Consider the following 13,209-nt stretch of genomic DNA (forward strand, 5'->3'; position numbering starts at 1 on the left):
AGCGCCATCAAATAGCGCCGAATTTTTTGCGCGGTCAATGCACGGATTTGAGGAGGAAGTCGCGGAAGCGCCGCGCGGCGGGTGAAAGTGATCGCGCCCGCTTCTGGATTAGGCTGACTTCGCGCTGGATATGCGGTTCGGTCGGCGTGCGCACGACCAGCCCCATCGACGTCGCCAGCCGAGTGACCGCCGACGTCATGATCGCAACGCCGAGACCTCCTTCGACCATGCCGATAATGGTCAGTGGCAGCGCCACTTCCTGCATCGTCTTGTCGAGCGGCAGCACGATGCCGTTGCGCGCCAGTTCGCTTTCAAGGCGCTCGCGGATGGGGTTGCCGCGCTGCGGCCCGATCAGCTTGCGGTCGGAGAGGTTGTTCCAGCGGAGCTTTGGAAGCTTGACCAACGGGTCCTCGGGGTGCAGCACGACCAGGAACTCGTCGGTCATCAAACGGGTGCCCACGAGATCGGTGTCTTCCTCGGGCACGGTTCCCAGCCCGAGGTCCACCGACCCATTGACGACGTGCTCCAGCACGACCTTCTCGGCGACGTCATGAAGCGCAACGGTAATTTCCGGATAGAGCTTGTTGAACGCATGGACCAGTTGCGGCAGCAGCAAGGCGGCCTGAACCGTGCCCGCCGCAATCGAGACCTTGCCGCGGCGCAGCGCCGTCAGTTCCCGCGAGGCCTCGACCATGCCCTCGATATCGGCCACGGCGCGCGCTGCGACCGGCAGGATATCCGTGCCGGCCTGGGTGAGGCGCAACAGGCGCGTATGCCGGTCGAAGAGGCGCAGATTAAGGTTCTGTTCCAGTTGCCGCACCAGCGTGCTCACCGCCGATTGCGAGGAACCGAGCTTGTCGGCAGCCAATGTGAATTGCCCCAGATTGGCCACGGTGACGAACGCCCGAAGCTGCTTCAGCGTGATATCCATGCCGTCCCATTCATTCAGTCATTAGATGAATAAATATTATTATGCCGATTGTTTACTGATTTGGCCAGCCGCATGATCCCCCTCGTACGGCGTGCGGTAAAACATGAGGTCAAGAAGCCCCCACCGCGCCGGAACGCTATTCGCTGGGAGGAAAGCGGATGTCCAATCCTGATACGACGGATCCCGTCGAAAAAATCTATCCGGTTCCGAGCCTTCTGGCTCTGGGCCTGCAACACGTTCTCGTCATGTATGCCGGCGCTGTCGCCGTACCGCTCATCATCGGCAGTGCGCTTCAACTGCCGAAGGAACAGATCGCCATGCTCGTCAGCGCGGACCTGTTCTGTTGTGGTATTGTGACCATTATCCAGGCGGTCGGCATTGGCAATATCGGCATTCGCCTGCCGATCATGATGGGGATCGCCTTCACGGCCGTACCGTCGATCATTGCGACGGGTACCAACCCTGAGCTTGGAATGCCCGGCGTCATCGGCGCCGTGATCGGTTCCGGCATCTTCACGCTGCTGGCCGCACCTTATTTCGGCCGATGGGTGCGGTTCTTTCCACCGATCGTCACCGGCACGGTCATGCTGATCATCGGCCTGTCGCTGATGCGCGTCGGGGTGAACTGGGCGGCCGGTGGCCAGCCAATGATCCGGGGGCCGGAGGGCATGATCCCTAACCCGGCCTATGGCGCCCCCTTCGCGCTCGCCGTCGCCTCGATCGTGCTCGTCGCGATCCTGCTGATGACGCGGTTTCTCAAGGGCTTCCTGTCCAATCTCGCGGTGCTGCTCGGTATCGGCATCGGTTTTGCCATCGCGGTCGCTGCCGGCAAGGTCAGCTTCAGTGGCGTGGGGGATGCCGATTGGGTGCAGATCATACACCCTCTCGCCTTCGGCTGGCCGATCTTCGAGTTCTGGTCGATCTTTTCGCTCTGTGCGGTCATGACGGTGATGATGGTCGAGTCGACCGGACAGATCCTCGCGGTCGGTGACATGGCAGGCCGCAAGATTTCCCAGGAAGATCTGGCGCGCGGTCTCAGGACCGATGGCGTCGGCAACATCCTTGGCGGCATCCTGAACACGTTCACCTACACGACCTATGCGCAGAACGTTGGCCTCCTGCAGATCACCGGCGTCATGAGCCGTTGGGTGGTGGCGACGGGCGGCGTCATTCTGATCCTGCTCGGCTTGCTGCCAAAGGTCGCCTTCATCAGCGCGTCCATACCGAGCTACGTGGTGGGCGGGGCGGCGATCGTGATGTTCGGCATGGTTTCGGCCACCGGCGTCAAGATCCTCGGCAAGGTGGACTTCGCCAACAACCGGCGGAATCTCTACATCGTTGCGGTCAGCGTCGGCCTCGCCATGGTGCCGGTCGTTGCGGACAGGATCTTCGACCAGTTGCCGCAGGCGCTGGAGAGGTTCCTGCACAGCGGCGTGCTCGTCGGCACCTTTGCCGCGGCCCTTCTCAACATCCTCTTCAACGGCATACCCGTGAAGGAGCCGGACGAGTCCGAACTCAAGAACGGTGCGGCCGCGCCCGACGCGGTTTGAAGAGTCCTGACACTCTCCGGCGGCGCGGCGCCGCCGGAAACCCTGAACAAGAGGATCGACATGAGACGCTTTGAATACCATAGGGCGGAGACGCTGGAGCAGGCCTCGCGCCTTCTCACCGAGCTTGGCGAGGACAGCTTCCTGTTCGCCGGCGGAACGGACCTTCTGGTCGAGATCAGGGAACGGCTGCGCCGCGTGCGCAACGTCATCGATATCAAGCAGATCCCCGGCCTTGCCGATATTACCTACGATGAAACGCGCGGCCTGACGTTTGGCGCCCTGGTGACGGTTGGGCGCCTGGAGCGCCTGCCGCTGGTGTGCCAGCGCTATCCGAACCTGCGCGCCGCTTTCGCCTCGCTCGGCTCCATCCAGGTGCGCAACCGCGCCACTGTCGTCGGCAATATCTGTCGCGCCTCGCCCTCGGCGGATACGATCCCGCCGCTGATTGCGGACGGCGCCTTTGTGCACATCTACAGTCGCACCAACATGCGGGTGATCCCGCTTGCCGAATTCTTCACCGGCCCGGGCAAGAGCGTGCTGGCCAAGGGCGAGATCGTCACGGGCGTCACCGTGCCGCCGTCGTTGAAAAACAGTGGCAAGGCCTACCTGAAACATGGCCGCCGCAAGGCCATGGAACTCTCCACCGTCGGCGTCGCCGTTAGTCTCACCATGGAGGACGGCCTCTGCAACGATATCCGCATCGCGCTCGGCGCGGTGGGGGCAACCGTGCTGCGCGCGTCGCAGGCGGAAGAGATGTTGCGCGGCACTTCGCTCGACGCGGCAACGGTCAAGAGCGCCGCGAACAAGGCGATGGAGGAATGCACGCCGATCAGCAACGTGCGCGCCAGCGCCGATTACCGCCGCGACATGGTGGGCGTGCTCACGGGCCGTGCCATCAAACAGGCACTGGAGGCTTTCGCATGAAACGAATCGTCGAACTCACCATCAATGGCGAAGCGCGCGACATGGCGGTCGATACCTGCCGCTCGTTGCTCGACGCGCTGCGCGACGACGTCGGCCTCACCGGCACCAAGAAGGGCTGCGACGTCGGTGATTGCGGTGCCTGCACCGTGCTGGTCGGTGGCGATCCGGTCAATGCCTGCCTCATGCTTGCCGTCGAGGCGGAAGGCTGCTCGATCGAGACCGTCGAGGGGCTTCAGCCGGGCGTCGATACGCTGCATCCGCTGCAGGATGCCTTCATGCGGCACGGGGCCTCGCAATGCGGTTTCTGCACGCCGGGTATCCTGATGATGGCCAAGAAGCTGCTCGACGACAACCCGCGCCCGACCGACGAGGACATCCGCTTCGGCCTCAGCGGCAATATTTGCCGCTGCACGGGATACACCAAGATTTTCGACGCGATCAAATCCGCCGCGCGCGAGATGGAGGCAGAAAGATCATGAACATGACGACCCCAATCGAAAAACGCGATTTCAAGATCGTCGGCAAGAGCGTCAAGCGCGACGACGTGCTGCAAAAGGTAACAGGCGAGGCCGTATATACCGGCGACGTCAAACTCCCGGGTATGCTTCACGGCAAGATCAAACGCGCGGCAATCGCCCATGCGCGCATCAAGAGCATCGATGTCAGCAAGGCACTTGCCTATCCCGGCGTCAAGGCGGTGCTGACCCATGAAAACGTGCCGCGCGTCCTGCACTACGGCTCGCCGCATCCGCGCTCAGCCTCCTGCACCAAGGACCAGTACATCCTCGATGACCGGGTGCGGTTCTGGGGCGAGGGCGTCGCCGCCGTCGCCGCCATCAGCGAGGAGATCGCCGACGAGGCACTCGACCTGATCGAGGTTGAATACGAACCCCTGCCAGCCGTCTTCGAGCCGGAGGATGCAGCACAGCCGGGCGCGCCGCTGATCCACGAAGTCGGGCCGGGCGGCAACCTGGTGCTCGATCCGGTGCGCGTCAATCGAGGCAACGTGGAGGCCGGCTTTGCCGAGGCTGATTTCGTGCTTGAAGGTGAATTTTCCGGCGGACGGCCGCATCCCGCCTATATGGAGCCGAATGTCTGCATCGCGGACTGGGACGGCTCCAACAAGCTGACATTCTGGACCTCCACCCAGACCTCCTTCATGGTGCGCGGCATTCTTGCGGAGGTGCTCGGCCTGCCGCTCACCAAGGTTCGCGTGCTCGTCGACCATATGGGCGGCGGCTTCGGGGCCAAGCAGGACCTCTTCCAGCACGAATTTTTGTGCGCGCTCCTAGCGAAAGAGACGCGCCGGCCGGTGAAAATAGAATTCACCCGGCACGAGACGTTCGTCGCCGGCCGCTCGCGCCACCCCTGCAAGATCTGGCTGAAACAGGGTTTCAAGAACGATGGCACGCTCGTCGCCCGCGACATGAAGCTCGTCTACGACTCGGGCGCCTACGGGTCGCACGGCCCGGGCGTGACCATCGTCGGTACGACTGCCGCCACCTCGCTCTATCGCTGCGAGAACGTGCGGCTGGAAGGTCGCTGCGTCTACACCAACACGCCGATCAACGGCGCCTTCCGCGGCTATGGCGTGGTGCAGAGCTATTATGCGCTCGACATCCAGATGGACGAGGCGGCCGAACGGTTGGGCATGGACCCCGCGGAGCTGAAGCTGATGAACGTGGTGCGCGAGGGCGATATCGCGCCGTCGGGTCATCCCATTCTCGGCCACGGGCTGGAAATCTGTCTCCAGCACGGCATCGACCTGCTGGACTGGAAAAAGCTGCGCAATCGCGACCGCACGCCGGATCCCAAGCGCCCGCATATCCGCACCGGCTGGGGCATCGGTTGCGAAATGCACGGCTCGTCGGCCTATCCCGGCATCAAGGAACAGGGCAACGCAACCGTTAAGGTCAACGAGGACGGCACGGTGACGCTGCTCACCGGGGCCGCCGGCCTCGGCACCGGCGCGCATACCGCGCTGGCACAGATTGTTGCGGAAGAGCTCGGCGTGCGCTTCGAGGATGTCGGCATAATCCACGGCGATACGGACGTGGTGCCGTGGGATATCGGCGCCTTTGCCAGCCACACGACCTACCTCGTCGGCACTGCCGCGAAGATGGCCGCCGGCAAGGTCCGCGCCGCCGTTCTGGAGCGGGCGGCGAAGAAACTCCTGGTCTCGCCGGCCGAGATTGATCTCAGCGAGGGCAAGGTCTTCCTAAAATCCGATGCCACCCGCTCCATGACCGTGGCCGAAGCGATGGGTCCCTCTCGCGGTATTCCTGCCGCCAACATCATCGCGAACGGCACCTACGAGCCGACGAAATCCTATTCTTTCGCCGCGCATTTCGCCGAGGTGCATATCGATACGGAAACCGGAATCGTGGAGGTCAAGCGTGTCATACCTGTGCACGATGTCGGCCGCGTCATCCACCCGATCGCGGCGCAAGGCCAGATAGAAGGTGGCATCCAGCAGGGCATCGGCCACACGCTGACTGAGGACTACATCATCGACAAGAAGACGGGCCGTTCGCTGAATGCGGGCCTCGTCGATTACAAGATGCCGCTCTCGATGGACATGCCCGAAATCGAGACGATCATCCTCGAGGCCGCACCCGATCCGGGCGGCCCCTGGGGCGCGAAGGGGGTCGGCGAAGACCCGATCATCGCAATCGGCCCGGCCATCGCCAACGCCATCCACGACGCTATCGGCGTTCGGTTCCACCACTATCCGATCACACCGGAAGACATCCTGAAAGCCTTGAGGGAGAAGAAGGCATGAATATGCATATCGAACCTGCGACCCAGAAACTCCCGATCACGATCCTGACCGGGTTCTTAGGCTCGGGAAAGACGACGCTACTCAACTACATCCTCACCGAACGCCACGGCCACCGCATCGCGGTGATCGAGAACGAGTTCGGCGAGGTGGACGTCGACAGCGACCTGGTGCTCGCCTCGGACGAGGAAATCTTCCAAATGCAGAACGGTTGCATCTGCTGCTTCGTCGACGTGCGCAACGACCTGATCGACGTGATGAAGAAGCTCTTGAGCCACAAGGACAAGTTCGACCACATCATCGTCGAGACTTCCGGCCTTGCGGACCCGACCCCCGTCGCCACCGCCTTCTTCGTCGACCGCAGCGTCGCCGACGAGGTGGAGTTGGATGCCGTCGTGACGTTGGTGGATGCAAAACACATCGACCAGCACCTCTACGACCCGGTGCTGGATGGCAGCGACAACCAGGCCGTCAACCAGATCGTTGCGGCCGACCGCATCATCGTCAATAAGATCGACCTTGCCGACGACGAGGCGCTCGGCTCGCTGGAGAGATCGCTGCGCAAGCTCAACCAGACGGCGCCGATCCTGCGCTCCAGCTACGGCGTCGTCGACCTTTCCAACATCCTCGGTGTTAACGGCTTCAGGCCGTCCTACGTGCGCGAGCGCGCGGAAATCCTCGATATCGACATGGACGACGACCACGATGCGCACGGCCACCACCACGAATGCCACGACGGGGCCTGCGACCACCCGGACCATGACCACGTGCACCATCCTGACCAGGGCCACGTTGACGGTAAAGGCCACGCGCATGCAGCCGCTCTGCGCCCGCACAGCCATGACGCGACGGTAAAATCCCATTCCTTCGTCTATCCGCACTCCTTCGACGGTGAGAGGCTCGCCACCTTCCTGAAAGACTATCTCGGTGAGCGGGGCGACGACATCTTTCGGACCAAGGGCATCGTTTCGGTCGCAAATGACGACCGCTTCTTCGTGCTCCAGGCGGTGCACAAGCTGGTCGATTTCCGCCCGGATCACAACTGGGGCGAGGACGCACGGAAGTCGAAATTCGTCTTCATTGGCCGCAATCTCGACCGTGACGGCATAGACCGAAACTTGCGCGCATGCCTGGCGGCCTAGCGGCGCTTCTCCTGCGGCGCACCGCCTGCGCAAGTCCCTCGGTCCGGAACCGCCCGCGCACCTTCCTGCGCGGGCGGCCGCTGTTGTTTTCTCAATAATAGTAATTAAAAACAGATACTTAACCAAAGATTCTAGTTGACACCCCGACCGACATATGGTTCCTTTGACACTGAGTAGAAGCACCGACAATTGCTCATCGTCTGTTGGAAGATGAGGCCGTGATGTCGATGCTTACTGCGAAAGGAAATACCTGTTGGTCGCGACTGCTCTGCAGCCGCCACGCCAGCGTTCCTTCCCCGTCACCGACATTCCCTGAGATCGCGAATTTATCCTCGGCTTCGGCCGGTATGGCTTTCCTTGCGCGGCCCCGCATCGACCGGACCCTCTACGACAGGAGAAAATGAATGATAATTGACCTAAGCTGCTACCCCACCGACCTGGTGGATTTGGCTTGGCGCCACGACGGGCCGCCGTTCACCGGCGACAAGCTCTTGAAGATGATGGACGGCCCGTACTACGTGAACGGCAAGCCGCGCCGTATCGACAAGGCCTTCATCCAGCCGCCGCAGGGCAACACCATCTACACCCACGAAGTCATGGACCTGGAAGGCAAGGCCGCCATCCGCCAATACATGGCCTATACGGAAAAGATGGTAACTGAGCATCCGGACCGGTTCCTCGGCTGCTTCGTCTACAACCCGCGCTACGGGACGCAGAACGGCGCCGAAGAGATCGAACGCTACGCCAAGGAATTCGATTTCAAGATGGTGCAGCTGCAGGCGAACATGCACGCCTACCGCCCCGACCGCGCACTCGATTGGCTGCGCCCGGCCTTGAAGAAATGCGCCGAGCTCGGCCTGATGGTGAAGGTGCACACCGGCGACGGTCCGTATTCGATCCCGACGGAGTTCTATCCGATCATCCGCGAGTTCCCGGAAGTGAACTTCATCCTGGCGCATTTCGGCGTGCAGACCGGAGGCGTCTACGTGTTCGAGCCGATGCAGATGGCGCTCGACACGCCGAGCGTCTACGTCGAATCCGGCTGGTGCCTGCAGTCGCGCATCGTCGAGTTTGCCAAGGTCCTGCCCAAGCACAAGATCCTCTTCGGCTCGGATACTCCGCCGAACGAGCCGGGCATGTGGATCAACCTTCTGGAAGTCCTCTGCCACGAGCCGCCGCAAGGCCTCAACCTCGATGAGGATACGCTTGAGGACTACCTGGGCAACAACACCGCCCGCATGATCGGCCTTGAGCCGACCAAGCCGCCGGCGACCGTCGCGGAAGCCGAAGCGTATCTGCGCCGGCATGGCGTCGCGCTCGCCGCCTAAAAATTTGAACGGAGTGAACAATGATCATCGATACCCACCTTCACCCGACCAACCTCGTAGACGAGGCATGGCGCCATACGGGTTCCCCCTTCACGGGCGAACGCATGCTCAAGCTGATGGACGGCCCCTACATGATCAACGGCAAGCCGCGCCGGATCGACATGGGCTTCATCCAGCCGCCGCCGGGTAATACCGGCTACCGCGACGGCAACCGCAAGGGCCGCGACGGCATTCGCGACTACATGGCCTATTGCGCCGAGCTTTGCCAGACGTACCCGGACCGCTTCATCGGCAACTTCAACTACAACCCGCGCTGGGGGCCAGAAAATGGCGCTGCCGAGCTGGAATTCCACGTCAAGGAATACGGCTTCAAGATGCTGAAGCTGCATGCCAACATGCACGGCTACCGTCCCGACCGCGCGCTCGACTGGCTGCGTCCAGCGATGAAGAAGTGCGCCGAACTCGGCGTGGTGGTGCTCATCCACACCGGCGACGGTCCCTATACGATCCCGACGATGTTCTATCCGATCATCCGCGAATTCCCGATGGTCAACTTCATCATTGGTCATTTCGGCGTCCAGACGGGCGGCAACTATTCGTTCGAGTCGTTCTGGATGGCGATGGACACGCCGAACGTCTACTGCGAGTCCGGCTGGTGCTTCCAGTCGCGCATCGTGGAGTTCGCCCAGCAGCTGCCGAAGAACAAGATCGTCTTCGGCACGGACAGCCCGCCGAACGATCCGGGCATGTGGCTGCGCGAACTGGAAGTGCTCTGCAAGGATCCGCCGCACGGCATCAACCTCTCCGAGGACGATCTGGAAGGCTATCTGGGCAACAACATCGCCAAGCTCGTCGGCATCGACCCGTCGCCGCCGCCGCGCGACGTAAAAGACGCCCAGGCGCGCCTGAAAGACAGTTACGCCGGCGTCGATCGCGCCACCGGTAGGCATCTGGAGTTCGCCTGATTTGAAGACGGCGGCGCCCTTTCGGGGCGCCGCCTCCCATCCGCAGCATTGAGGCCGAGACATGACCCAGTATCACAAGCAAGACGTCCGCCGTTTTCTGGCCGATTACCGGGCGGAACACCCCGAGGATGTCATCACCATCGACCGGCCGGTCTCGGACGATCAGGACGCAACAGCGCTGATCTGGAATCTGGCTGACAGGGGGCAGCATCCGATGCTGCACCTCACCGATGTCAGCGGTATAGGCAGTCAGGTGATCTGCAATATCTTCGCTTCGCGCGATCGCATCGCCCGTCTTCTGGGCTCGACCGCCGAAACCCTGCATGAGGCCTACCAGGCGCGCTCCAACCGGCCATTCACGCCGGAACTGCTGGAAAGTGGACCGATCACCGAGGAAATCATCTCCGGCGACGCGGTCGATCTCCACGCGCTGCCGATGCTGAAGCATTTCGACACCGACCGGGCAAAATACATCACCAGCGGCATTATCATCGGCGAGCATCCGGAAACCGGCGCCGGCAATCTGAGCTATCACCGCGCGATGATCCACTCGAAGAATTCGCTGGCGACCTCGCTGCATTCGCGTGGCCATCTCTGGCGTCTGATGAACATGGCGAAGGAGAAGGGCGAGCGGATGCCCGTCGCCATGGTCATCGGCGGCCATCCGCTCTTCATGATCGCCGCCTCCGCCCGCCTTGCCTTCGGCGAGGACGAGCGCGACGTCGCAGGCGGCCTGATGGGTGAACCGCTTCAGGTCGTCCGCACGCCAAAGTACGGCATCCGCGTTCCCGCCCACGCGGAGATCGTGCTGGAGGGCGTGCTGGACCCTCAAGCCCATGTGGAGGAGGGGCCATTCGGCGAGTTCACCGGCTATTCCTCGGATCGCTCGACCAACAACCTCTTCACCGTCGAAACCGTGATGCGCCGTCGCGATGCAATCCTCGTCAGTGTGGCTGGCGGCAATTCGGCGGAACACCTCAATCTCGGCCGCGTACCCCGAGAAGCCGAAGTGGTGGAGAAGCTGAAGGCCCGCTTCCCCTCGATCACTGCCGTGCACTACCCGTCCTCGGGTACCCATTTCCACGCCTATATCGCAATGAACCAGTCGCGCGAGGGTGAAGCGCGCCAGGTCATGCTCGGCCTCCTCGGCTGGGACCAGTATTTGAAAACTGTCGTGGTGGTGGATGCGGATGTCGATATTACCCGCGACAGCGAGGTGCTCTGGGCGCTCGCCACCCATTTCCAGCCGCACAAGGATGTCGTCATCATCGAGGGCCTGCCGGGCAATGCGCTCGACCCATCGGCGAGCGGCATCGGCACGACGTCACGCATGGGCCTCGATGCCACGCGCGGGCCGAACTTCCACGGCGTTCGCGCCCGCATCAGCGACGAGGCTTCCGCCCGTGCTGCGGCGCTCCTCAAAAGCGTGGGATAGGCGATGACGACGCGGCCAAGACGCATGATCGTCGGCATTTCTGGCGCTTCCGGCGTGGTCTACGGCAAGCGCATCCTCGAAGTGTTGCGCGACCTCGAAATCGAAACGCACCTGATCATGTCGAGCGCCGCCTGCATCACGCTCGCGGCCGAGGCGGATTTTACCAAGCAGGATCTCGAAGCACTGGCGACGACTACCCATTCCAACAGGGATATCGGCGCGATCTGTTCTTCGGGCTCCTACAAGACGCTCGGCATGATCGTCGCCCCCTGTTCGGTGAAGACGCTGGCCGAGATCGCCACCGGCACGACGAATAACCTGCTCTCCCGCGCGGCCGACGTGGTGCTGAAGGAGCGCCGGCGGCTCGTGCTGATGCTTCGCGAGACGCCGCTCCATCTCGGCCATATCCGCAATATGGCGCAGGTCACCGAAATGGGCGGCATCATCTATCCGCCCGTCCCGGCCTTCTATGCGAAACCCCAAAGCCTCGCCGACATGGTCGACCACACGGTCGGCCGTGTACTCGACCTCTACGATCTCGACCCCGGCATCGTACGCCGCTGGCAGGGAACGCAAGGAGCGATGAATTAGCATGATCGCACGTATCGCCCCCGACCTGGAAGCAATTGCGCAAGAACCGCGCGTCGCCTTTTTGTCCGACGATGCGAGCGAGATCCTGCACTTTGCCCTGCAATCCCTCGACGGAGGCTACGGTGCCGCGCTCGTCACTCTCGTCGAAATTCGTGGCGGTGCAGCCCGCGCCATAGGCGCGCAGATGGCGGTGCGGGAAGATGGCCTCTATTGCGGCTTCGTCTCCGGCGGCTGCACCGAAGCGGCGGTGGCGGCCGAGGCCGTCATCGCCCTTCAAAACGGCATGGACCGAAATCTCCGGCTCGGCGAAGGTTCGCCCTTCTTCGACATCGTGCTGCCTTGCGGCGGTGGTATCACGCTCGCCATCCATGTCATCCGCGCCGCCACGGTGCTGCGCGAGGTGCTCGCGGCCTTGCAACGGCGTATGCCCGTTCGCCTGCGCTATCATGCCGGCGCGCAGATGCTCGCCTTCACGCCGGGCGAGGGGGCGAGCGGCTGGGAAGGGAATTGTTTCGTAAGTGCCTACCATCCAAAGCCGCGGCTTTTCATCGGCGGCACCCCGATGGAGACCGGGGCCGTGGCGCGCGTTGCGGCCGCATCCGGCTATGAGGTAATCGTGGTCGAGCGTCGCTGCCATATTTCCCCCGATCAGCTGGACCCGGATACGGCGGTCGCAATCTTGTACCATGACATCGACAAGGAACTACCGTTTCTCGTCTGTGCGCTCGCGTCACCTGCCTTTTACATCGGCGCGCTCGGCAGCCGCCGTACCCATGAGAAACGCTGCGCAGCGCTGAGACAACTCGGCTACGGCGAGCCCGAGTTGGCCCGCATCAAGGCTCCGATCGGAATTTTCGACAAGGCAAGGGACTCGAACTCGCTCGCGCTCTCCATCGTTGCCGATATCGCGCAATCACGGTTGCCTCACGCGTAATCATGGAAAATGCACAGATGCCCCTCCGTCACTACGCTCGCCTACCTCTTCCGCTGTTGACTGATTTAGCCGACGCGTCTTGACCTGGCACCTGTCGCTCACGCTGGTGACGGCCCTCAGTTTCGAAGCGGCTGAAAAAGCGCTTGACCGCTATGGCAGACCAGACGTCTTCTTACGGATCAAGGGTCGCAGTTTACATCCGTCGACTTCACGGCGGTGCTGAAGAAAGCCGAGATTGCAATCTCGATGGATGGCAAAGGCGAATGGTGCGACGTCTTCGTTGAACGGCTCTGGCGGTCGATCAAATATGAGGTGGTCTATCTCCATGCCTATAAAAGCGTGCCGGAGGCCCGAGCAGGCATCGACCGATACCTGAGCTCAAGCAATAACCGACGCTCACATTCATCGATTGACCGGAAAACACGGATCAGGCTTACTTCAAAACGCTGACGCCAATGAAGGCAGTGGCATAATCGAGGCGGAGATCCACTTAGCAAACCGCCTAAAACTGTGCAGACAATCCGACCCACCTCCGAAGGCGCGCGAGCACGAGAGCCCTATAACAGGATACAAGGTGCGCCGTCGCGCGGGGAGCGTGGTACATCCGACGAGGATGCCGTCGATCAGCAA

11 protein-coding genes and 1 pseudogene are annotated in these 13,209 nt (G+C 62.2%); 11 read left to right on the top strand and 1 reads right to left on the bottom strand.

From position 1 onward, the window contains the following. Positions 1 to 34: 34 nt before the first annotated feature. Positions 35 to 931: a LysR family transcriptional regulator gene (locus ACP7E0_RS26860; protein WP_426129426.1), complete on the bottom strand. Its 897-nt coding sequence runs from the start codon at positions 929 to 931 to the stop codon at positions 35 to 37. A 158-nt stretch (positions 932 to 1,089) separates the two neighbouring features. Between ACP7E0_RS26860 and ACP7E0_RS26865 the strand changes: the two genes are divergently transcribed. From ACP7E0_RS26865 to ACP7E0_RS26915, 11 genes and pseudogenes are all read left to right on the top strand, one after another. Continuing rightward, on the top strand, positions 1,090 to 2,481 hold the full coding sequence (locus ACP7E0_RS26865; protein ID WP_426129428.1) for a nucleobase:cation symporter-2 family protein: 1,392 nt from the start codon (positions 1,090 to 1,092) through the stop codon (positions 2,479 to 2,481). A 60-nt stretch (positions 2,482 to 2,541) separates the two neighbouring features. Then, complete coding sequence (locus ACP7E0_RS26870) at positions 2,542 to 3,405, top strand: FAD binding domain-containing protein (RefSeq protein ID WP_426129429.1); 864 nt, start codon at positions 2,542 to 2,544, stop codon at positions 3,403 to 3,405. Next, positions 3,402 to 3,884, top strand: coding sequence for a (2Fe-2S)-binding protein (locus ACP7E0_RS26875; RefSeq protein ID WP_426129431.1), 483 nt, complete (start codon positions 3,402 to 3,404; stop codon positions 3,882 to 3,884). Before ACP7E0_RS26870 ends, ACP7E0_RS26875 begins: the two co-directional genes overlap by 4 nt. After that, positions 3,881 to 6,187, top strand: a complete 2,307-nt coding sequence (locus tag ACP7E0_RS26880; protein WP_426129433.1) for a xanthine dehydrogenase family protein molybdopterin-binding subunit — start codon at positions 3,881 to 3,883, stop codon at positions 6,185 to 6,187. Before ACP7E0_RS26875 ends, ACP7E0_RS26880 begins: the two co-directional genes overlap by 4 nt. Next, positions 6,184 to 7,326: a CobW family GTP-binding protein gene (locus ACP7E0_RS26885; protein WP_426129434.1), complete on the top strand. Its 1,143-nt coding sequence runs from the start codon at positions 6,184 to 6,186 to the stop codon at positions 7,324 to 7,326. The genes ACP7E0_RS26880 and ACP7E0_RS26885 overlap by 4 nt, the downstream gene beginning before the upstream one ends. A 404-nt stretch (positions 7,327 to 7,730) precedes the next feature. Then, positions 7,731 to 8,654 carry an amidohydrolase family protein gene (locus ACP7E0_RS26890; protein WP_426129436.1) on the top strand — a complete coding sequence of 308 codons (924 nt, stop codon included), beginning with the start codon at positions 7,731 to 7,733 and terminating at the stop codon, positions 8,652 to 8,654. A 20-nt stretch (positions 8,655 to 8,674) separates the two neighbouring features. Further along, a complete protein-coding gene (locus ACP7E0_RS26895; protein ID WP_426129438.1) occupies positions 8,675 to 9,619 on the top strand; it encodes an amidohydrolase family protein in 945 nt (314 codons plus the stop codon). Positions 9,620 to 9,680: 61 nt separating this feature from the next. Next, complete coding sequence (locus ACP7E0_RS26900) at positions 9,681 to 11,054, top strand: UbiD family decarboxylase (protein ID WP_426129440.1); 1,374 nt, start codon at positions 9,681 to 9,683, stop codon at positions 11,052 to 11,054. A 3-nt stretch (positions 11,055 to 11,057) separates the two neighbouring features. Then, positions 11,058 to 11,645, top strand: a complete 588-nt coding sequence (locus tag ACP7E0_RS26905) for a UbiX family flavin prenyltransferase (RefSeq protein WP_426129442.1) — start codon at positions 11,058 to 11,060, stop codon at positions 11,643 to 11,645. Between the two features lies 1 nt (position 11,646). Next, positions 11,647 to 12,579: an XdhC family protein gene (locus ACP7E0_RS26910; protein ID WP_426129443.1), complete on the top strand. Its 933-nt coding sequence runs from the start codon at positions 11,647 to 11,649 to the stop codon at positions 12,577 to 12,579. Positions 12,580 to 12,643: 64 nt separating this feature from the next. Beyond that, positions 12,644 to 13,052: pseudogene (locus ACP7E0_RS26915) on the top strand (DDE-type integrase/transposase/recombinase); the annotation flags it as partial. Positions 13,053 to 13,209: the final 157 nt, after the last annotated feature.

Source organism: Pararhizobium sp. PWRC1-1 (assembly GCF_049897905.1).
Classification (GTDB): domain Bacteria; phylum Pseudomonadota; class Alphaproteobacteria; order Rhizobiales; family Rhizobiaceae; genus Pararhizobium.